The 19,936-nt window shown below is 70.9% G+C and carries 17 protein-coding genes; 9 read left to right on the top strand and 8 right to left on the bottom strand.

Annotated elements, in window-relative coordinates:
- On the bottom strand, positions 1 to 957 hold the full coding sequence (gene cysD / locus ASF20_RS22275; protein WP_056212190.1) for a sulfate adenylyltransferase subunit CysD: 957 nt from the start codon (positions 955 to 957) through the stop codon (positions 1 to 3).
- Positions 954 to 1,781, bottom strand: coding sequence for a phosphoadenylyl-sulfate reductase (locus ASF20_RS22270; protein WP_056212193.1), 828 nt, complete (start codon positions 1,779 to 1,781; stop codon positions 954 to 956). Before ASF20_RS22270 ends, cysD begins: the two co-directional genes overlap by 4 nt.
- 266 nt (positions 1,782 to 2,047) lie before the next feature.
- Here ASF20_RS22270 and ASF20_RS22265 point away from each other — a divergent pair, with 266 nt between their 5' ends.
- The 5 genes from ASF20_RS22265 to ASF20_RS22245 all read left to right on the top strand — a co-directional run bounded on the left by ASF20_RS22265 (position 2,048) and on the right by ASF20_RS22245 (position 7,551).
- Positions 2,048 to 2,554 (top strand): Lrp/AsnC family transcriptional regulator, encoded by a 507-nt coding sequence (locus ASF20_RS22265; protein WP_056212195.1) that lies wholly within the window; start codon positions 2,048 to 2,050, stop codon positions 2,552 to 2,554.
- Between the two features lie 109 nt (positions 2,555 to 2,663).
- On the top strand, positions 2,664 to 4,439 hold the full coding sequence (locus ASF20_RS22260; protein ID WP_056278128.1) for a flavodoxin domain-containing protein: 1,776 nt from the start codon (positions 2,664 to 2,666) through the stop codon (positions 4,437 to 4,439).
- A gap of 139 nt (positions 4,440 to 4,578) precedes the next feature.
- Positions 4,579 to 6,375 carry an NADPH-dependent assimilatory sulfite reductase hemoprotein subunit gene (locus tag ASF20_RS22255; RefSeq protein ID WP_082501561.1) on the top strand — a complete coding sequence of 599 codons (1,797 nt, stop codon included), beginning with the start codon at positions 4,579 to 4,581 and terminating at the stop codon, positions 6,373 to 6,375.
- A gap of 217 nt (positions 6,376 to 6,592) precedes the next feature.
- Positions 6,593 to 6,790, top strand: coding sequence for a hypothetical protein (locus ASF20_RS22250; RefSeq protein ID WP_055956893.1), 198 nt, complete (start codon positions 6,593 to 6,595; stop codon positions 6,788 to 6,790).
- A 137-nt stretch (positions 6,791 to 6,927) separates the two neighbouring features.
- A complete protein-coding gene (locus ASF20_RS22245; RefSeq protein ID WP_056278122.1) occupies positions 6,928 to 7,551 on the top strand; it encodes a TetR family transcriptional regulator in 624 nt (207 codons plus the stop codon).
- Positions 7,552 to 7,555: 4 nt separating this feature from the next.
- Here ASF20_RS22245 and pyrF read toward each other — a convergent pair whose 3' ends face one another.
- From pyrF to ASF20_RS22225, 4 genes are all read right to left on the bottom strand, one after another.
- Complete coding sequence (gene pyrF, locus ASF20_RS22240) at positions 7,556 to 8,251, bottom strand: orotidine-5'-phosphate decarboxylase (protein WP_056278119.1); 696 nt, start codon at positions 8,249 to 8,251, stop codon at positions 7,556 to 7,558.
- A 79-nt stretch (positions 8,252 to 8,330) separates the two neighbouring features.
- Positions 8,331 to 8,975, bottom strand: a complete 645-nt coding sequence (locus ASF20_RS22235) for a uracil-DNA glycosylase family protein (protein ID WP_056278114.1) — start codon at positions 8,973 to 8,975, stop codon at positions 8,331 to 8,333.
- A gap of 61 nt (positions 8,976 to 9,036) precedes the next feature.
- Positions 9,037 to 11,256 carry a xanthine dehydrogenase family protein molybdopterin-binding subunit gene (locus tag ASF20_RS22230; protein WP_056278111.1) on the bottom strand — a complete coding sequence of 740 codons (2,220 nt, stop codon included), beginning with the start codon at positions 11,254 to 11,256 and terminating at the stop codon, positions 9,037 to 9,039.
- Positions 11,257 to 11,323: 67 nt separating this feature from the next.
- The gene (locus ASF20_RS22225; protein WP_056278107.1) at positions 11,324 to 11,779 is read right to left on the bottom strand and encodes a (2Fe-2S)-binding protein; all 456 of its coding nucleotides are present in this window, start codon (positions 11,777 to 11,779) and stop codon (positions 11,324 to 11,326) included.
- Positions 11,780 to 12,071: 292 nt separating this feature from the next.
- Here ASF20_RS22225 and ASF20_RS22220 point away from each other — a divergent pair, with 292 nt between their 5' ends.
- Positions 12,072 to 13,607: a HAMP domain-containing sensor histidine kinase gene (locus tag ASF20_RS22220; protein ID WP_056278104.1), complete on the top strand. Its 1,536-nt coding sequence runs from the start codon at positions 12,072 to 12,074 to the stop codon at positions 13,605 to 13,607.
- Between the two features lie 5 nt (positions 13,608 to 13,612).
- On the opposite strand, the gene cobT is transcribed toward ASF20_RS22220, so the two are convergent.
- Positions 13,613 to 14,650, bottom strand: coding sequence for a nicotinate-nucleotide--dimethylbenzimidazole phosphoribosyltransferase (cobT, locus tag ASF20_RS22215; RefSeq protein WP_056278101.1), 1,038 nt, complete (start codon positions 14,648 to 14,650; stop codon positions 13,613 to 13,615).
- 102 nt (positions 14,651 to 14,752) lie between these two features.
- Here cobT and cobS point away from each other — a divergent pair, with 102 nt between their 5' ends.
- The 3 genes from cobS to ASF20_RS22200 are packed head-to-tail and all read left to right on the top strand — an operon-like array spanning position 14,753 to position 16,524.
- Complete coding sequence (gene cobS, locus ASF20_RS22210) at positions 14,753 to 15,571, top strand: adenosylcobinamide-GDP ribazoletransferase (protein ID WP_056278098.1); 819 nt, start codon at positions 14,753 to 14,755, stop codon at positions 15,569 to 15,571.
- 51 nt (positions 15,572 to 15,622) lie between these two features.
- Positions 15,623 to 15,838 carry a DUF1289 domain-containing protein gene (locus tag ASF20_RS22205; protein WP_056278093.1) on the top strand — a complete coding sequence of 72 codons (216 nt, stop codon included), beginning with the start codon at positions 15,623 to 15,625 and terminating at the stop codon, positions 15,836 to 15,838.
- Positions 15,835 to 16,524, top strand: coding sequence for a TIGR02281 family clan AA aspartic protease (locus ASF20_RS22200; protein WP_056212218.1), 690 nt, complete (start codon positions 15,835 to 15,837; stop codon positions 16,522 to 16,524). Before ASF20_RS22205 ends, ASF20_RS22200 begins: the two co-directional genes overlap by 4 nt.
- Positions 16,525 to 16,602: 78 nt before the next feature.
- On the opposite strand, the gene ASF20_RS22195 is transcribed toward ASF20_RS22200, so the two are convergent.
- Complete coding sequence (locus tag ASF20_RS22195; protein WP_244476523.1) at positions 16,603 to 19,704, bottom strand: autotransporter domain-containing protein; 3,102 nt, start codon at positions 19,702 to 19,704, stop codon at positions 16,603 to 16,605.
- Positions 19,705 to 19,936: the final 232 nt, after the last annotated feature.

Raw genomic sequence — 19,936 nt, 5'->3', positions numbered from 1 at the left:
TTAGAAATAGCCCTCCTGCTTCTTCCGCTCCATGGCGCCCGCGCCGTCCTTGTCGATGACCCGGCCCTGGCGCTCCGAGGTGCGGGCGGCCAGGGTCTCGCCGATGATCTCCGGCAGGGTCGCGGCGCCGCTCTCGACGGCACCGGTCAGGGGATAGTCGCCCAGCGTCCGGAAACGGACCGACACCTCCTGGGGCGTCTCGCCGGGGTTCAGCGGCAGCCGGTCGTCGTCGACCATGATGAGCTGGCCCTCGCGCTCCACCACCGGGCGGGGCTTGGCGAAGTAGAGCGGCACGATCGGGATCTGCTCCTGCTCGATGTAGAGCCAGACGTCGAGCTCGGTCCAATTCGAGAGCGGGAACACGCGCAGCGACTCACCGCGCTTCTTGCGCATGTTGTAGAGGTGCCAGGGCTCGGCGCGCTGGCGCTTCGGGTCCCAGCGGTGCTGCGCCGTGCGCAGGGAAACGATGCGCTCCTTGGCGCGCGAGGCCTCCTCGTCGCGCCGCGCGCCGCCGAAGGCCGCGTCGAACTTGTGCTTGTCCAGGGCCTGGCGCAGGGCCTGGGTCTTCATCACGTCGGTGTGCACCTCCGAGCCGTGGCTCACCGGACCGATGCCGCGGGCGAGACCGTCCTGGTTGGTGTGCACGATGAGGTCGAGGCCGAGTTCCTTCGCGCGCTGGTCGCGGAAGGCGATCATCTCCTTGAACTTCCAGGTGGTGTCGATGTGCATCAGCGGAAACGGCAGGCGCCCCGGCGCGAAGGCCTTCAGCGCCAGGTGCAGCAGCACCGAGGAATCCTTGCCGATGGAATAGAGCATCACCGGGTTCTCGGTCTCGGCGACCGTCTCCCGCATGATGTGGATGCTCTCGGCCTCCAGGCGCTGGAGGTGGGTGAGCCGGGCGGACCGGCTCGCCCCTTGGGCGGTGGCCGCGTGGGTGGTGAGGGGGGCGGCGCTCATCGGGCCATCTCCAGGGCGTTCGAGGTTCGGGTCGTTTCGAAGGCGGCCGCTTCCTGGCCGGGCGCGACATTCCGTTCGGGCGATCGCTCGTCGGGTGGCTGCTCTTCGGGGGCGTGGACGTGCAAGCCGCATTCCTTCTTGGACGCCTGTTCCCACCACCAGCGGCCGGCGCGCTCGTCCTCGCCGACGCGGATCGCCCGGGTGCAGGGCGCGCAGCCGATGGAGGGGAAGCCGCGATCGTGCAGCACGTTGTAGGGCACGTAATTGTCCGCGACGAAGCGCTCGACGTCGGCGCGGGACCAGTCGGCCAGGGGGTTGATCTTCAGGAGGCCGCGGCCCTCGTCGGCCTCGGCCAGGGGCGTGTCAGCCCGGTTGGCCGACTGCCCGGCCCGCAGGCCCGTGAGCCAGCCGGCGGCGCCCGCCAGGGCCCGGCCCAGGGGCTCGACCTTGCGGAAGCCGCAGCAGGCCTGCCGGGCGGCGACCGAGTGGCGGAACCCGTTGATGCCGGACTCGGCCACGAAACGCTCCTCGGCCTCGCGCTCGGGCGCATAGGCGCGGATGCGGATGCCATAGGCCGATTCGGTCTCGGTCCAGGTGTCGTAGGTCTCGGGGTAGAGCCGCCCGGTGTCGAGGGTGACGATCTCGGTCCGGCCCTTGTGCATCGCGACCGCGTGCGTGAGCGCCTGGTCCTCGATGCCGAGGCTGGTGGTGAACACGAGCCGGCCCGGCACCGTCGCCTCGATCAAGGCGATCCGGGCCTTCAGGTCGCGGCCTGCCATCGCGGACGCGAGGTCCCGCGCCGCGTGTTCCAGTTGAGAGCTCATGAGAGACTTCGCGATGTACCGTGGTGGAGGTGGCTTGGTGGCGAATGTGGCGATGTGACTTGTCTGGCACCTGAAATGTTCGCTATAACGAACGCTGTCAAGGCATGGCGGCCATCGATACCGGGCAACTCCCCGGTGCCGCGCCCCCATTGCCGAAATGGGCCGCAGGGGCATTCTGTTGCTCGACGAAGGAAATTCCTTCTCATTATGCGGCCACGATGTGCCGACCAGCACGTCGCCGCGTCTCACGAACCCGCGAGGCCAGCTTGGATTCGATCGACCTGAAGATCCTGGCGCTGCTGCAGCAGGACGCCACCCTGTCCATCGCCACCATCGGCGAGAAGGTCGGCCTGTCGCAGACGCCCTGCTGGAAGCGCATCCAGCGGCTGGAGGCGGACGGCGTCATCGATCGGCGCGTCGCCGTGCTCGATCCGGTGAAGCTCGGCCTGGGCCTCACCGTCTTCGTCTCCATCGAGACGGCGGATCACTCGCGCGAATGGCTGGAACGCTTCGCCGAGACCGTCTCGGCCATGCCGGAGGTGCTCGAGTTCTATCGCATGGCCGGCGACGTGGATTACATGCTCCGCGTCGTCGTCGCCGATATGCGCGCCTACGATACGTTCTATAAGCACCTCATCGCGACTCTACCCCTCAAGAACGTGACCTCCCGGTTCGCGATGGAAAAGGTCAAGTCCACCACCGCCCTGCCCCTTCCGGCCCCGCCCGCCAACGGACGCTTCACGCCGACGCTGTCGGTGGTGGCCGGGGAATAAAATTCTCTTTTGCCCTGCACACGCAGGCAGCTCCTTCTACCGTGACGTCGTTCTGTAAAACGGACAACCCCGTTGACAGCCGGCCTCTCAGGACGACATGGCTTCCCACATGGCACGACACGCGATCATTCCCCGCACGGCTCCCTTCGGCGACACCGAACGCGCGAGCCTCGACGCCGTCCTCGGCGCCGCCTCCCCGATTCAGCGGGCCTGGCTCGCGGGCTTCCTCGCCGGCCTCGACGCCAGCGGTGCGCCGCAGGCCGCCACCGTCCCCGCCGCGCCGCCCAAGGCCGCCGAGCCGCTGACCATCCTGTTCGCGAGCGAGTCGGGCAACTCCGAGAAGCTCGCCGGCGACATGGCCAAGCTCGCCCGCAAGAACGGCTTCAAGCCGAAGGTCCTCGACTTCGCCGATCTCGACATCGCCAGCCTCGCCAAGGAGAAGCGCATCGTCGCCATCGCGGCGACCTGGGGCGAAGGCGAGCCGCCGGCCCGGGCCGTGCGCGCCTACAACGAACTGATGGCCGACGGTGCGCCGCGCCTCGACGGCGTGTCCTTCGGCGTGCTGTCTCTCGGCGACACCTCCTACGCGGAGTTCTGCGCCATCGGGAAGGCGCTCGATGCCCGCTTCGAGGCCCTGGGGGGCACCCGGGCCCATGACCGCGCCGACCTCGACCTCGATTTCGAGACGCCGGCCGCCGCCTGGATCAAGGATACCCTCAAGGCACTGGCGCCGCCCCCGAGCGCCGACAACGTCGTGGCGGTGGACTTCGCCGCGCGCGCTGCCGGCGACGAGGACGAGGAGGCCGAGCCGAGCCGCGAGCCCCGGGTCGTGGAGGTCATCGACCACGTCAACCTGAACTCGTCGCGCTCCGACAAGGAGACGATCCACCTCGCCCTCGAATTCGAGGACGGCGCGCCCGCCTACGAGCCCGGCGATTCCCTGGAGATCTATCCGGAGAACGACCCGGCCCTGGTGGACGAGATCCTGGCGGCCACCGGCCTGTCCGGCGACGCGGCCCTGCGCCAGGCCCTGCTGGCCGAGCGCGACATCACCACCCTGTCGGCCACCACCGTCGAGCGCTTCGTCAAGGCGACGGGCCATGCCGAGGCGCAGAAACTCATCGACAGCGGCGAGGCCAAGGCCTGGATCGAGGGGCGCCACCTCATCGACCTCATCCAGAGCTTCCCGGCCACCGTCACGGCCGAGCACCTCACCACCATCACCCGGCCCCTGCCGCCGCGGGCCTATTCCATCGCGTCCTCCCGCAAGGAGGTGGGCGACGAGGTCCACCTCGTGATCGCGGCGGTGCGCTACGAGACCCACGGCCGAGCGCGCAGCGGCGTCGCCTCGACCCACGTGGCCGACCGGATCCGCAACGGCGCCAAGCTGCGGGTGAAGCTGAAGCCCAACCGGCACTTCCGCATGCCGCAGGACCCGGCCACCGACATCATCATGGTCGGTCCCGGCACCGGTGTCGCGCCGTTCCGCGCCTTCGTGCAGGAGCGCCGCGCCGTCGAAGCGCCCGGCCGCTCGTGGCTGTTCTTCGGCGACCGGCACTTCACCCACGACTTCCTGTACCAGCTCGAGTGGCAGGAGGCCCTGGAGGACGGATCGCTGTCGCAGATCGACGTGGCCTTCTCGCGCGACCAGCCCGAGAAGGTCTACGTGCAGGACCGGATCGCCCAGCACGCCAAGGAGGTCGTCGCTTGGCTCGACGGGGGCGCCAGCTTCTACGTCTGCGGCGATGCCACCCGGATGGCCAAGGACGTGCGCAACGCCGTGGTGAAGGCCTTCCAGGACGTGAAGGCCCTCAGCCCCGCCGAGGCCGAGGCCGCCGTCGCCGCCCTGGAGCGCGCCCACCGCTACCAGCAGGACGTCTACTGAGACCCCTCCCTCCCCCTTGTGGGGAGGGACCGAGGGTGGGGGTGGTGCAGGATCGAGCGCTCGCGGTGCCTCCTGCACCACCCCCACCTCCAGCTCCTCCCCACAGGGGGGAGGAGAGTTCCCGAACCGGATGCCCGCCATGGCCGACAAGACCACCACCCGCACCTACGAGACCCCGCCCACCGACCGCCCGATCTCGGAAGCGGAAGCGGCGCGCGCCGCGGGCCTGGCCGCCAACGAACACATCAAGATCGCCAGCGGCTACCTGCGCGGCACCCTGGCGGACGGCCTCCTCAAGCACGCCACCGGCGCCATCTCCGAGGATGACGGTCAGCTCGTGAAGTTCCACGGGATGTACCTGCAGGACGACCGCGACATCCGGGCCGAGCGCACCAAGAAGAAGCTCGAGAAGGCCTACAGCTTCATGATCCGCCTGCGCATCGCCGGCGGCGTCGTCACCCCGAAGCAGTGGCTGGCGCTGGACGAGATCGCCACGACCTATGCGGGCGGGGCGCTCCGGGCGACCACGCGCCAGACCTTCCAGTACCACGGCGTCATCAAGTCGAACCTGAAGCGCACGATGGCGGCCATCGACGCGACGCTCCTCGACACCATCGCGGCCTGCGGCGACGTCAACCGCAACGTGATGGCGGCGACCAACCCGGCCCAGACCGGCGCCCACAAGGCCGCCTACCAGCTCGCCAAGGACATCTCGGACTCGCTCCTGCCCAAGACCAGCGCCTGGCGCGAGATCTGGCTCGACGGCGAGCGCGTGGTCGGCGGCGAGGACGCGGCGGAGATCGAGCCGATCTACGGCAAGACCTACCTGCCCCGGAAGTTCAAGACCGTGGTCGCCGTGCCGCCCTCCAACGAGGTCGACATCTTCGCCCACGATCTCGGCTTCATCGCCATCCTCGACGAGAAGGGCGGGGTGACGGGCTGGAACGTCACGGTGGGCGGCGGCATGGGCATGACCCACGGCGAGACCGACACCTTTCCGCGCACCGCCGACGTGATGTGCTTCGTGGCGCCGGAGGATGCCCTGAAGGTAGCGGAAGCCGTGATGACGGTGCAGCGCGACTGGGGCAACCGCAAAGTCCGCAAGAACGCCCGCCTGAAGTACACCATCGAGCGCTACGGACTCGCCGCGTTCCGGGCCGAGGTGGAGACGCGCGTCGGCAAGCCGCTCGCCGACCCGAAGCCCTTCGCCTTCACGGCCAACGGCGACCGCTACGGCTGGACCGAGGGCGACGACGGGCGCCACCACCTCACGCTCTACGTCGCCTCGGGCCGGATCAAGGACTACGAGAACGGCCCGCAGCTGCTCACCGGCCTGCGCCGGATCGCCGAGATCCACGAAGGCGACTTCCGCCTCACCGGCAACCAGAACGTCATCATCGCCAACGTGCCGTCCGAGAAGCGGGCGGAGATCGAGGCCCTGGTGGACCAGTACGGCATGCTGAAGGGCGCCAGCGCCCTGCGCCGCAACTCCATGGCCTGCGTCGCCCTGCCGACCTGCGGCCTGGCCCTGGCCGAGAGCGAGCGCTACCTGCCGAGCCTGATGGACGAGCTGGAGGCAAGCCTCGCCTCCCACGGCCTGCAGGACGACGAGATCACCATCCGGATGACCGGCTGCCCCAACGGCTGCGCCCGGCCGTTCATCGCCGAGATCGGCCTCGTCGGCCGCGGGCCCGAGCGCTACCACCTCTATCTCGGGGCGGCCTTCGACGGCTCGCGCCTCGGCAAGCTCTACGCCGAGGACGTCACCGCCTCCGAGATCAAGCCCCTCCTCGACCCGCTCTTCGCCGCCTATGCCCGGAACAAGCAGGCCGGCGAACGGTTTGGCGATTACCTGATCCGCGACGGCTACGTGACCCGGACGACCAACGGCCCGGATTTCCACGACAGCACGGGCGCGCTGAAGAGCGCCGCCTGATCCCGGAGCGCCCGGGCTCCGTGACGCCGGGAGGCCATCCCCCCGCGGCCACGGACCCGGCGGCAATCTCCGCAAGACCAGGATAGTTGCGGCGCACCATCGGACAGTGCGGCGCGGGGACGCCCAAAGCTAACGGTCAAGCTCGAACTTCGTTAACCGGGAGCGCAACCGTTCCCGTGCCGGCCCGTTGTCTGGTGAGACAGCCGGGGAGGCCCTCATGGCCAAGCATGAGATCTTGAATTTCTTCGAACATCGGCGCGACGGCGCCTGGGTCTGCGTGAAGCCCTTCACGTTGACGACCAAGAGCAGCAGCGTCGACATCCGCCAGGGGATGCGCTTCGACTACGGCAAGCGGATCGGCGGCGTCGATCTGGCCGAGTACCTGGAACAGCTGGGCTCGCAGTTCGGATCCTGATCCGTTCCGATCCGGTTCCAGCCCGAAACTGTCCGGCGCGGTGCCGGGCCGCGTCGTGCGTCGGCAGGCCATCGGCGAGGGACTGTAGGGCGCGGCGTGTTTTTGACGCCAGCGTGGCAACAGCCTAGTTAAACGCTATGACCCGTACAGCGGCCCTCGTCCGCGACATCCCCGACGAAGCGGCCCCCACCACGCGCTGCCGCATTCTCGCGACGGCGGAAGAGGCGTTCCGGCTCGTCGGCTACCAGAAGACCACCGTCGCCGACATCGCCAAGACGCTGCGGATGAGCCCGGCCAACGTGTACCGCTTCTTCGAGTCGAAGAAGGCGATCCACGAGGCCGTCATCAAGCGCCTGATGGACGACACGGAGCAGCGGGTGGCCCACGCCGCCGCCGCGCCGGACCGGACCGCCGCCGCGCGGATCGCCGGGGTCGTCACGGTCATGCACCAGGCCTGCGTCGAGCGTTGCGAAGCGAACCCGCGCCTCCACGAGATGGTGGAAGCGGCCATCACCGAGAGCTGGGACGTCTGCCGCGCCCATGTGGACCAGATCGGCTCGGTCCTGCGCGAACTCGTCCAGGCGGGGGTGGCGGCCGGCGAGTTCGACGTCGCCGATCCGTCGACCGCGGCGGCCTGCATCCATACCGCCGTCATCCGCTACTGCCATCCCGCCCTGGTCAGCCATTACCCGGACGCGGGTGCCCCGCCCCTCGACGCGATGATCGCCTTCCTGCTGGGAAGCCTGCGCGCTAGGAGCTGAACCCCTATCGCATCTCCGCGACGATGCCCTGCGCCACCGCGCGGGGGTCCGCCGCCTGGGTGATGGGACGCCCCACCACGACGTGATCGATCCCGATCCGGCGCGCCCCGCCGGGCGTCATGACGCGCTTCTGGTCGCCCGCCTCGGCGCCCGCCGGCCGGATGCCGGGGGTGACGATGGCGCGGTCCGCCCCGATCCGGGCGCGCACCGCCGGGGCCTCGGCGGCGCTGCAGACGATGCCGTCGATCCCGGCCTCCGCCGCCTGGCCGGCGCGCCGGGCCACGAGGTCCGCCACCGGCAGGGCATAGCCCGCCTCCACCGCATCGGCATCGTCGTAGGAGGTCAGCACCGTGACGGCGAGGATCCGGGGGCCGTTCGCACCCCGGCCCCGGATCGCCGCCCGCATGGTCTGCGGATAGGCGTGGACGGTGAGGAAGGTGGCGCCGAGGTCGGTGAGGGCCCGGACCCCCTCCTCCACGGTGTTGCCGATGTCATGGAGCTTGAGGTCGAGGAAGACCTTGTGGCCGGCGGCGGCGAGGCGCGGCACCAGGGCGAGCCCGCCCGCATAGGCCAGCCGGTAGCCGATCTTGTAGAAGGTCGCCGCATCGCCGATCCGGTCGACCAGACGTTCGGCCTCGTCCACGGTGCCCACGTCGAGGGCGACGATCAGGCGGTCGCGCGGGTCCAGCAATGCGGTCATGGGGCTCTCCGGTTCCGCCGCGAGCGATCCCGCGCAGGGCCGTTCCTGTCAACGGGCAATCCCGCCGGGGGGAACGCCGTCAACGGGGCGCCATCGCCCGCGCCACCTCGGCCTTCAGGACCGGCAGTAGCTCGGCCTCGTACCAGGGATTGGCCTTGAGCCAGCCGCTGTTGCGCCAGGAGGGATGGGGCAGCGGCAGAACCCGCGGCGTGCCGGGGCTCGCCAGGATCTCGCGCCAGCGCCGGACCGTGTCGGTGAGCCCGGCCTTGGCGCGGCCGAGATGCCAAGCCTGCGCGTATTGCCCGATCACCAGGATGAGTTCGAGGTTCGGCAGGCCGGCGAACAGCTCGTCCCGCCAGCGCTCGGCGCATTCCCGGCGCGGGGGTTTGTCACCCCCCTTCGCGTCGTAGCCGGGAAAGCAGGCCCCCATGGGTACGATGGCAAGGCGGCGCGCGTCGTAGAAGGCCGCCTCGTCGAGGCCGAGCCAGTCCCGCAGGCGGGTGCCCGAGGGATCCATGAAGGGGATGCCGCTCTTGTCGGCCCGGTTGCCGGGCGCCTGGCTCGCGACGCAGAGCCGGGCCGAGGCCAGGCCCTGGACGATGGGGCGCGGCTCCTGCGGCAGGGGCGCGCCGTAGTGCGGCGCATCCCGGCAGATCCGGCAGGCGCGCAGGCGCGCCACGGTGGCGTCGAAGGGCGTCTCGGTGGGCTTGATCTCGGAGAGCATGATGCCCTCCGAGATAGGCGGCGCCGGAGCGGCGGGCGAGGGCCCGTGTCGTCGCGCCGGCTCAGGCCCCCTTCAGGCCGCTGAGGTCGAGGGGCAGCGAGCGCAGGCGCTGGCCGGTGGCGGCGAAGATCGCATTCGAGATCGCCGGCGCGATGACGGGCACGCCGGGCTCGCCGATGCCGGTGGGCGCCGCGGTGGAGGGCACGATGTGGACCTCGACCACCGGCATCTCGCTCATCCGGGTCGGCTCGTAGGCGTCGAAGTTCTTCTCCTGCACCACGCCGTCCTTGAGCGTGATCTTGTTGCGCAGAACCGAGGACAGGGCGAAACCCACGGCGCCCTCGACCTGGGCGCGGATCACGTCCGGGTTGACCGCGATGCCGACATCCACCGCCGCCACGATGCGGTTCACCTTCACCTTGGCGTCCTCGGCCGTCACGTCCGCCACCATGGCCACGTAGGAACCGAAGGATTCGTGCGCCGCGACGCCGAGGCCGCGATTCTTGTCGCGATTCTTGTCGGCGCCCTTCTTCGGATCCCAGCCGGCCTTCTCGGCGGCGAGCTTCAGGGTGGCGGAGAGGCGCGGCGCGCCCCCCAGCAGCCCGAGGCGGTAGGCGACGGGATCGGCGCCGGCCGCGTGGGCGAGCTCGTCGATGAACACCTCCATCGCCTGGGCGGTGTGGGTGTGGCCCACCGAGCGCCACCACAGCACCGGCACGCCCTCGCGGGCGTTGTGGACCTCGAAGCGGTAGGCGGGCAGCGCGTAGGGGGTGTCCGAGGCGCCCTCCACCGTGGTCGCGTCGACGCCGTCCTTCACGATCATGGTCTCGAAGGCGGTGCCGATCATGATCGACTTGCCGATGGTCCGGTGCTCCCAGCCCGTGATCCCGCCCTTGGCGTCGAGGCCGGCGCGGAGGCGGTGGACCACCATCGGCCGGTAGAAGCCGCCGGCCATGTCGTCCTCGCGGGTCCAGACGAGGTGGACGGGAGCCTTGCCGCCGGTGGCGCGGACGATGGAGGCGGTCTCGGCGAAGTAGTCGGCGCCCGGGGTCGCGCGCCGGCCGAAGGAGCCGCCGGCCCATTGCGTGTGCAGCCGGACCTTGTCGGTGGTCACCCCGAGCGTGGCCGCCACCACGGCCTGCTCGATCGTCTGGAGCTGGCAGCCGGCGAAGACGTCGTAGGTGCCGTCCGAGGCCTTCTCGATGGTGGCGTTCAGGGGCTCCATCGCCGCGTGGGCGAGGTAGGGGAAGGTGAACTCGGCCTCCAGCACCTTGGCCGAGCCGGCGATCGCGCCGGCGGCGTCGCCCTTCTTGGACGCGACGAGGCCGGGCGTCTCCAGGCGCTTGCGGTGATCAGCCAGGATCGCGTCGGACGAGCGAGTCTCGGCCGCGCTGTCGTCCCAGGTGATCTTGAGCGCCTCGCGGCCCTTCATGGCCGACCAGGTGTCACGCGCCAGCACCGCGACGCCGGTGGGGATCGTGAGCACGTCGACCACGCCCGCCACCGCGCGGGCGGCCTTGTCGTCGACGGTCTTCACGGTGCCGCCGAAGCGGGGCGCATGGGCCACCACCGCGGTCAGCTGCCCGGGGCGGCGGATGTCGAGGGAGTAGATCGCCGTGCCGTCGGTCTTGGCCACCGAATCGGTCCGCGGCACCTTCTTGCCGATGAGGGTGAACTGGCTCGCCTCCTTGAGGCGCGGTTCCTTCGGCACCGGCTGAGCCGCGGCGGCTTCCGCGAGTTCGCCGAACCGGGCCTGCCGGTTCGAGGCCGCGTGGCGCACCGTGCCGGATTCGACCGTGATCTCGGAGGCCGGGACCGTCCAGCGCTCGGCGGCCGCCGCCACCAGCATGGCGCGGGCGGCCGCCCCCGCCTTGCGCAGCTGGACCCAGGAATTGGCGATGGCGGTGGAGCCGCCGGTGCCCTGGACGGGGCCGAAGGCGAAGTTGTTGTAGAGCGTGGCGTCGGCCGGCGCGAAGGTGGTGCGGATGGTGGCCCAGTCCGCATTGAGCTCGTCGGCCAGGATGGTGGCGAGGCCGGTGGTGTTGCCCTGGCCCATGTCGAGGTGCTTGATCACCACCGTCACGGTGTCGTCGGCGGCGATCCGCACGAAGGCGTTCGGCATCGGCGGCAGGGCCGAGAGGTCGGGGCCGGGGGCGGCCTGGGCGAACTTCGCCGGGTCGAGGGTGAAGCCGATGACGAGGGCCCCGGCGGCCACGGTGGCGCCGCCCAGGAAGGCGCGGCGGGACGGCACGGGCGGGGCGGCCTGACGGACCTTCAGCATGGGGGGCTCCAGTTCAGACGCGAGAGTCGGAAAGATCGGGAATTCGGGGTCGCGGCGGGCCTGAGGCTCAGGCGAGGGTTCGCGACGCCTCGTGGATCGCCGCGCGGATGCGCTGGTAGGTGCCGCAGCGGCAGACGTTGCCATCCATGGCCCCGTCGATGTCGGCATCGGTGGGCTTCGGGTTCCCGGACAGGAGGCCGATCGCCGACATGATCTGGCCGGACTGGCAGTAGCCGCACTGGACCACGTCGAGGCCGCGCCAGGCGGTGCGCACCGCTTCGGCGACCTTGCCGGAGACGCCCTCGATGGTGGTGATCTGGGCCGCGCCCACATCGCCGATGCGGGTCTGGCAGGCGCGGACGGGCTGGCCGTCGAGATGGACCGTGCAGGCGCCGCACTGGGCGATGCCGCAGCCGTACTTGGTGCCGGTCTGGTTGAGGTGGTCGCGCAGCGCCCAGAGGAGCGGCATCTCCGGGTCGGCATCGACCTCGTGGGAGACCCCGTTGACGGTGAGTTTCAGCATCTCGGCCTCCCGATTGCAGTTTGGAACGAGGCTAAGCGTTGCTTGATCGTAACCATGTGCGGCAGCACACCCCGGCAGACCGCATTCCATCGCCGCACCGTGGCCAAGCGCCCCTGAAATCCTTGCCGGAATCCTGTTCACAGGCCGCCGCCGTGATGCGGATTCCGACAATCCGCCCGGTTCCGGCAGGCGCTTCTTAACATATCCGGCGCAGGTTCCGAGCGGTTGTATCCCGGCCTCTCCGCGGTCCCGATCTCGACCGCGACGCCCCCTCCGACTCCTCGCGACGGTGATGACCGACCTGACTGCCGAGATGATTCAGCGCGGCCGCGGCCCCTCCGCCCAGGAGGCGGCCCGTCGACGCGAGGTGGCGCGCGACATGCGATCGGCGCGGGAGAAGCTCACCTCGACGAGCGGGCTGGAACGTGCCTTCGACTACGAGCTGATCCGGGTCTACGCGCAGTACCGATCGGGCGCGGTCATCCCCCTGGCGCTGCTCGGCCTCGCGGTGGCGGGGATCGCGGCGGTCTGGACCCCGCCGGCCCTCGCGGCGGGCTGGGGGCTGTGCCTCCTGGCGACGGTGACGGTCTCCAAGCTGCTCACGCGCCGCTTCCTGGCCCAGGACCCGGACCTCGTCTCGGTGCGGAGCTGGCGCCGCACCTTCATGGCCGCGGAGTTCCTCCAGAGCACGGCCTGGGCGATGATGGTGCTGGTCGGCGCCTCCGGGGCGCGGACCTTCGTGCTGTTCGGCCTCGTCATCGTGGCCGCCATGGCGACGATGCTGGCCGCGACCCTGCCGGCCGCCGCCGGGGCCGCCCTGGTGCCCCTGTGCATCGCCGCCCTCTCGCTCCTGGCGGTGTCCCAGGACATGAACACGATGATGCTGGTCACCATGGTGGTCGGCGCGCAGCTGTTCTTCCTCGGCCTCGGGCGCCGCGTCTACGCCTCCACGGTGGAGGCGCTGCAATCCCAGGCGGAGAAGGATTCGATCTTCGGCGAGCTCGAGCAGGCCAAGGCCAATTCCGACGAGGCCCGCCGCCGCGCCGAGGAGGCCAACCTCGCCAAGTCCCGCTTCCTGGCCACCATGAGCCACGAGCTGCGCACGCCGCTCAACGCCATCCTGGGCTTCTCCGAGGTGATGAAGAACGAGGTGTTCGGCGTCCACGTCGCGCCTTCGTACAAGGAATACGCCTCCGACATCCACGACAGCGGGATGCACCTCCTCAACCTGATCAACGAGATCCTCGACCTCTCGCGCATCGAGGCCGGGCGCTACGAGCTCAACGAGGAGGCGGTTCAGCTCGGCCACGCCGTGGAGGAGTGCCGCCACATGATGGGCCTGCGCGCCCGCGGCAAGAACCAGGTCGTCCACGAGTTCATCGACGGCAGCCTGCCCCGGCTCTGGGCCGACGAACGGGCCCTGCGCCAGATCGTGCTGAATCTCCTGTCGAACGCGGTGAAGTTCACGCCGCCGGGGGGCGAGATCACCATCAAGGTCGGCTGGACCTCGTCCGGGGGCCAGTACGTCAGCGTGAAGGACAGCGGCCCCGGCATCCCCGAGGACGAGATCGGCACCGTGATGTCGTCCTTCGGACGCGGGTCGCTGGCGATCAAGACGGCCGAGCAGGGCTCGGGTCTCGGCCTGCCCATCGTGAAGGGCCTCGTCGACCTGCACGGCGGCAACTTCCAGCTGAAGTCGAAGCCCCGCGAGGGCACCGAGGTCGTGGTGATCTTCCCCGCGAGCCGCGTGATGGAGACCCTGCCGGCGCTGGAAGTGCCGGGGGAATCCCAGGCCGCCCCCGCCGAGAAGCGTGCCCGGGCCGCCTGAGGGCGTCAGCCCGCGCTGCGCTCCGAGACCCCGGCCTGGGCGAAGGTCGCCATGTCCCGGTGGCAGGCGAGCGCGCCCTTGAGGAGGCCCAGGGCCAGGGCCGCGCCGGAGGCCTCGCCGAGGCGCATCCCGAGGGCCAGCAGCGGCACGAGGCCCAGGCGCTCCAGCACGTCCGCATGGGCCCCCTCCGCCGAGACGTGCCCGGCGAGGCAATGGTCGAGGAGCGTCGGGTCGAGCCGGTGCAGGAGCGCGGCGGCGGCGGTCGCCACGTAGCCGTCGAGCACCACCGGCACCCGCTGCAGGCGGGCCGCCAGGATCGCCCCCGCCATGGCGGCGATCTCGCGGCCGCCGAGGCGCGCCAGGATCTCCAGGGGATCGTCGAGGTGGCCGGCATGCTGGGCGAGGGCCGCCTCCACGGCCGCGACCTTGCGGGCGAGCCCCGCCGCGTCGACGCCCGTTCCGCGCCCGACCCAATGGGCGGCCTCTCCCCCGTAGAGGGCCGCGTAAATCGCCGCCGCCACGGTGGTGTTGCCGATGCCCATCTCGCCGAGCGCCAGGCAGTCGGTCCCGGCGGCCACCGCCTCCATCCCGAACGCCATGGTGGCGACGCAGGCCTTCTCGTCGAAGGCCGGCCCGACCGTGATGTCGCCCGTGGGCATGTCGATGGCGAGGTCGAACACCTTGAAGCCCAGGCCGTAGGCGGCGCAGATCTGGTTGATCGCCCCGCCGCCGGCCGCGAAATTGTCGAGCATCTGGCGGTTCACCGCATCCGGGAAGGCCGAGACGCCCCGGGCGGTGACGCCGTGGCTGCCGGCAAAGACGCAGACGAGGGGACGGTCGAGGCTCGGCTGGCCCTTGCCCTGCCAGGCGGCGAGCCAGGAGACGAGATGTTCCAGGCGCCCCAGGGAGCCGGCGGGCTTGGTCAGGGTGGCGTCGCGCTCGGCCACCATCGCCACCGCGTCCCGGTCCGGCCCCGGCAGGGATTCGACGAGGCGGCGGATGTCGCCGAAGGGGCTGTCGGGGGCGGTCGTCTCGGAGGTCATGGAGCGATTCCGGTGGCCGGCCCCGGTGCCAGGATAGCGGGCCGCCCGTCGCGGGAGCTATAACGCTCCGGGCACGGGTGGTGAAGGCGAGGCAGGGTCGCGATGAACGAGGAGGCCGAACCCGCGTTTCCGGGGGCCCGCCTGGCCTACGACCTGGCGGGCTGCCTGCGCTTCTACTCCCGCCTGCCCGTGCCGGCGCTGCCCGGCGAGGGCGACCCGCACGCGGTCCCGGACTTCCGCACCCTCCCCCGGATGCTGCCCCTGGCGGGCTTCCTCCTCGGCCTGCCCGGAGCCGGGGTGCTGCTCGCCGCCTGGGGCCTCGGCCTCGGGCCCTTCCTCGCCGCCGCCCTCGCGGTGACGGCGGGCGTCCTGGTGACGGGGGCCCTGCACGAGGACGGCCTCGCCGACGTCGCCGACGGATTCGGCGGCGGGACCACACCCGCCCGGCGCCTGGAGATCATGCGCGACAGCCGCATCGGCGCCTATGGCGGCGTCGCCCTGATGTTGTCCCTGGCCCTGCGGATCGGCGCCCTGGCGACGCTCCTCGACCGGGTCGAGCTCCTGGCGGCTCCGGCCCTGCTGCTGGCCGCCGCGCTCTCGCGCAGCGCCGCCCTGGCGCCCCTCGCCCTGCTGCCGCCCGCCCGTGCGGACGGAGCCGGCGCCGCCGTGGGACGTCCGAGCCGGCGGACCCTGGCCACCGCCGGGGGCCTCACCCTCCTCGTCGCCCTGGTGGCCCTGGTCCTCGGCCTTCCGGTGCCCGGCCTCGTCCTGATGCTCGGCCTCGGCCTCGGCGCGTCCCTCGCGGTCACCGCCCTGGCGCGACGGATGATCGGCGGGCAGAGCGGCGACGTGGTCGGTGCCGCCCAGCAGGCGGCCGAGATCGCCGCCCTCATCGGTCTCCTGGCGGCGGTCCCCGCCTGATCCGCGGCCGGACTTGATCCGGACGCCATGGCCCTGGCATGGACAGGGGCGATGACCCAGCTCCGCCCCAAACCCTCCAGCCCCTGCACGAAGCTCTGCCTCCTTGATGCGGCCACCGGCCTGTGCGAGGGCTGCGGCCGGACCCGCGACGAGATCGCCCTCTGGGGCTCGATGTCGGAGCCCCAGCGCCGGGCGGTGATGGCCACGCTCGACGCACGCCTGCGGAACGCCTTCCCGACCCGGGTCCCGGCCCCGGCGGCGTCATGATCCTGGTCGGACTGCTCATCCTGGGCGGCGCCCTGGCGGTGCTGCTCCTGTCCGATGACACCCAGCGCATCGCCGGGATGGAGCCGGACCAGTTTGCCCAGCTCGCCATGAGCGCCGGCCTCCTCGCCGTGGTGGCGGCGGGATTCTGGCACCAGTTCCGGGGCCGCATGAGCGCGAACCTGACGGCCCTGCTGCTCTGGGGCGCCCTTGGGGCCGCCCTGGTGGCCGGCTACGCCTACCGCGACGACGCCCGGATCATCGGCGACCGGATGCTCGGGGCCTTGCGCCCCGGCAGCGCGGTAACGGGGTCGGACGGCACGGTGACGATCACCCGGCGCAGCGACGGCAACTTCCACGTCCGGGCCGAGGTGAACGGCCAGCCCCAAGGCTTCCAGTTCGACACCGGCGCCAGCTCCGTGGTGCTCACCGCCGAGAGCGCGGCCGCCCTCGGCATCCGCCCGGCGGAGTCCGAATTCAGCGTCCGGGTCTCCACCGCCAACGGCGTCACCGTGGCGGCCCCGGCCTTCCTCGACAGCCTCCGGGTCGGGGGTATCGTCGCGCGGCGGGTCCCGGCCCTGGTGAGCCGGCCGGGAGCCCTGCGCGAAAACCTCCTCGGCATGAGCTTCCTCGACCGCCTCGCTTCCTTCGAGGTCCGCGGGGACCGGCTGGTGCTGCGCGGCCGCTGAGGTTCTTCGCCAAAGGAGACGCCGCCCGGCCGACGGGGCGGGCGGCGTCTTCGCGTCTCCGACCCGGCCGGTCGCGTCTCAGAACCGGTAGGTGAAGCTGCCCTTCACCGCGTGGTCCTGGGCGCGTTCGCCGACCTGGCCGGTATAAGCCACGCCCAGGGTGGTGGCGCGGTCCACCCGCACGTCGAGGCCGGCCTCGGCCACCAGCGCGTCCCGGCCGATCGGCGTGCCGGCCACGAGGAAGCTCGGACCGGTGCCGAAGCCGAGGAGCGCCTTCGGCACCACGTCGCCATAGGCCCGGCGATAGCCCATCAGACCGTGCAGGGACACCGGCGCCCCGGAGCCCAGGCCCAGGTCCAGGCTGGTCTGGCCGCGCACGCCCACCGTGGAGGTCGCCACCTCGGTGGTTTGCGCCGCGCCCGTCAGGGCGGCGAGCCCCCCGGTCTCGGCGAAGCGGTCGCGCCCGATCGACACGTAGGCCCCGCCCACGAAGGGCTCGAGGTAGGTCGGCTGCAGGGCGGACGCCTGGAGCGCGAGCGCCGGCGCCGCACCCAGCACGATCCGGTATCCGATTTCGCCGAAGCCCTGCACGGTGGAGCCGCCGATGCGGGCCGTGTCGCTGTCGGAGACGCCCGCGAAGGTCACCGCCCGGCGCAGGCGGCTCGCCTGATCGGCATAGACCGCGCCGAGGCGCAGGGCGAAGGCCCCCCGCGCGAAGCCGCCATAGACGCCGCCGAAGCCGCTCTCGATCGTGCCGGTGGCGAGCCGTCCGGCGCTGTCGAGGCTGGTCAGCGTGTAGCCGCCCGTGAACCCGAGGCGGAAGCCGGTTTCGAGGCGCAGATCGGCGCCGAGCACGAAGCCGGAGGTCTGGCGCGCCAGGGACGCGGCATTGCCGTCACCGCGGACCTGGCCGAAGCTGCCGAAGCCCTGGCCCCAGAGCCCGAACACCTGCGGATCGAGCACCCGCATGGGCACGGGCACCACCGGGGCGGCCCGGCCCGGCAGGTCGGCGGTGTAGGTCGCCGGAAGGGCGCCGTAGTCGGTGGCCTCGCCCGCGCCCCAGCGCAGGCGGTCGAGGATCGCTTCGCGCACGAAGAAGGCGGTCTCGAACTGGGCGCCGGCCGCGCTGGCGTGGATGTCACCGGTGAGCGCCCCGAAGGCGGCGCGGGCCTCGGGCGTGCTCAGCCCGACGGTGCGGCCGTAGAGGGCGGCGCCCGCCCCGGCCGCCTGGATGGCGTCGGCGACGCTGCCCTGGTTGCGGGTCTGGGCGATGGTGGAGAACGCGACGTCGTTGCGGGTCAGGGTCAGGTCGACCGCGTTCGCGCCATAGCCCAGGGTGGGCGTCAGGAAGGCGAAGTTGGCGGTGACGCCGGAGAACTGGCCCTGCACGCCGCCGCCGGCGGTCAGGACGGTGTAGCGGGTGCGCGGATCGTAGGCGCCGTCGGCCGCCAGCACCTGGACGGTGCCGCCCGACAGCGTCGCGGTCCCCGTCACGGCGAGGCGGTCGGCCTGGCCGGCGGCGTTGGCCTCGACCCGGAGGGTGGTGCCGGCGGCGAAGGCGGCGTTGCCGGCCACGTTCAGGGTGCCGATGGAATTGCCCGGCGCCACCACGGCCCCGGACTGGGCCACGAGCCCGCCCATCGTGCCGGTGCCGCCGAGAAGACCGCCCGTGCCCACCGTGACGGTCCCCGCGATGGTGCCGTTGGCATAGAGGGCCCCGGTCTGGCCGATGGTGACGTCGGTGGCGACACGGTCGCTCGCGGCCATCGACAGCGTGCCGACGACGTTCCGGAAGTAGCCGGCGGCGCTGTAGAGGTCGATGCGCGCCCAGTAGCTCAGCGGCATGCCGTAGAAGGCGCTGAGCGCGTTCGTCTCGGTGTTGACGATGATCTGATTGATCGTGCTGTCCTGGAGCGCGCCATAGAGGCCGCCTTTCGGCGCGATCTGCGCGGCCGCGCTGCTGCTACCGCCATACAGAGGCGCAAGCAGAATGGCGGCATCCGGCCCGCCGGCAGGTGCGGCTTCGCGCGGCGCCTCGGCGAAGGTGAGGACCGGCAAACCATAGGTCAGGCGCGACTGGTACAAGGCCTGATTGGCGGCGGACGGGAGATAGGGGTTGCCCCCCGTGTTGGCCGCGCTCGTGGCGCAGGTCGCGACGGCGGCGCCGCAGCCGGCCGACAGGTAGCTCTGGAGTTCGCCCTGGGCCTGGGTGAAGAGCGAGGTCAGGTTGATGGCCGTGCCGGTGGTGGCGGCATTGTCGATATAGGCCGGGTTGGTGAAGGCCTGCGCGAGATTATAAGCCGAGAAGGCGCGACTTCCGATGATGTCGAGCGGATAATGGACGCCGAGCACGATGCGGCTGTCGCCGTATTCCGAGCCGCGCATGAGCATGCTCTGGTAGAGCGACGGCGTCAGCATGCCGAGCAGAATCGAGTCGGTAATCCCGTAATTGGTGTGGCCGCTGGGGAACGAAGGGTTGGTGGTCAGGCCATTGATCGAGGTCGGATCGAACGGGTCGATGCCCTTCGGACGGACCTGGACCGGGCGCGAACTCCCGTAGACGTCCTGTCCGTCTTGCGTGTTGGTCACGCCGGCAGCGATATCGAGGACGCTCGTCGTCGTGTTGGGCAGCCCGTTGAAGCGGGGCAGCGTGTATCCGGCAGGCGCGACGGCGGGAACCGGGACATAGCCGGCCGGCGTCACGCTCGGGTTGTTGGCCGCACCGTTGGCGAAGTAGTTCTTCGCGACGCCCAGATCGGAGCTGGTGAACTTGTAGGCCCGGTTCAGGAAATCAAAAGTCCGGGCCAGCGGTCCCGTCGTGTCCGTGCTGGCGCGGATGCCCTGCTGATAGAGCGGACCCAGCACCGGGCCGTAACCGCCCACCGGCTGGATCGGGTTGATCGTGCCCGGCATTCCCGGATTGCTCTGGATGGCCTGGAGCGGGAGGCCGCCGGCCAGATTGTCGGCCGGTCCGAGCTTCACCACCGATCCGTCGACCAGGGTGATCGAGCCGAGGAAGGGGGTGCCGCCCGGGAGGGCCTTGCCGCTGATGGCGAGGGCGCGCTGGTCCGGCGTCGACTGGTTGTTGATGGCGATGGCTTGCGAGAGGTTGCCTTGCAGCGTCGCCTGGCCAATCGCACTGGCGTTCAGGGACAGGAACGGTGCGAGGAGGTTCAGCACATTGGCATTGGACGGCGTGATAGTCGCGGTCTGTGCCTGCGCAGAGGCTATACCCGATGCCGCGAGAATGATGGCCGCACTCGAAACACTGTATTGGAATCGCATCGTTCGCCCCATCGAATCCGCTGGTCGGATCGATGGTTGAAATACCGAAAACTACAGCCGCAAATTGTTCATAATGATGTCACAATCTAAGCTGTGATCTTGCGTGCCATATCAGCAACAACCCCAA

This window comes from Methylobacterium sp. Leaf88 (assembly GCF_001422795.1).
In the GTDB taxonomy this organism is placed as follows: Bacteria; Pseudomonadota; Alphaproteobacteria; order Rhizobiales; family Beijerinckiaceae; genus Methylobacterium.
This window is presented reverse-complemented; position numbering and strand designations above follow the sequence as displayed.

Excerpts from the sequence above, each read along its gene's own strand:
- cysD (WP_056212190.1), bottom strand. The coding sequence starts at position 957 with ATGAGCGCCGCCCCCCTCACCACCCACGCGGCCACCGCCCAAGGGGCG.
- ASF20_RS22270 (WP_056212193.1), bottom strand. The coding sequence starts at position 1,781 with ATGAGCTCTCAACTGGAACACGCGGCGCGGGACCTCGCGTCCGCGATG.
- ASF20_RS22260 (WP_056278128.1), top strand. The coding sequence starts at position 2,664 with ATGGCACGACACGCGATCATTCCCCGCACGGCTCCCTTCGGCGACACC.
- ASF20_RS22255 (WP_082501561.1), top strand. The coding sequence starts at position 4,579 with ATGGCCGACAAGACCACCACCCGCACCTACGAGACCCCGCCCACCGAC.
- ASF20_RS22250 (WP_055956893.1), top strand. The coding sequence starts at position 6,593 with ATGGCCAAGCATGAGATCTTGAATTTCTTCGAACATCGGCGCGACGGC.
- ASF20_RS22245 (WP_056278122.1), top strand. The coding sequence starts at position 6,928 with ATGACCCGTACAGCGGCCCTCGTCCGCGACATCCCCGACGAAGCGGCC.
- pyrF (WP_056278119.1), bottom strand. The coding sequence starts at position 8,251 with ATGACCGCATTGCTGGACCCGCGCGACCGCCTGATCGTCGCCCTCGAC.
- ASF20_RS22235 (WP_056278114.1), bottom strand. The coding sequence starts at position 8,975 with ATGCTCTCCGAGATCAAGCCCACCGAGACGCCCTTCGACGCCACCGTG.
- ASF20_RS22230 (WP_056278111.1), bottom strand. The coding sequence starts at position 11,256 with ATGCTGAAGGTCCGTCAGGCCGCCCCGCCCGTGCCGTCCCGCCGCGCC.
- ASF20_RS22225 (WP_056278107.1), bottom strand. The coding sequence starts at position 11,779 with ATGCTGAAACTCACCGTCAACGGGGTCTCCCACGAGGTCGATGCCGAC.
- ASF20_RS22220 (WP_056278104.1), top strand. The coding sequence starts at position 12,072 with ATGACCGACCTGACTGCCGAGATGATTCAGCGCGGCCGCGGCCCCTCC.
- cobT (WP_056278101.1), bottom strand. The coding sequence starts at position 14,650 with ATGACCTCCGAGACGACCGCCCCCGACAGCCCCTTCGGCGACATCCGC.
- cobS (WP_056278098.1), top strand. The coding sequence starts at position 14,753 with ATGAACGAGGAGGCCGAACCCGCGTTTCCGGGGGCCCGCCTGGCCTAC.
- ASF20_RS22205 (WP_056278093.1), top strand. The coding sequence starts at position 15,623 with ATGACCCAGCTCCGCCCCAAACCCTCCAGCCCCTGCACGAAGCTCTGC.
- ASF20_RS22200 (WP_056212218.1), top strand. The coding sequence starts at position 15,835 with ATGATCCTGGTCGGACTGCTCATCCTGGGCGGCGCCCTGGCGGTGCTG.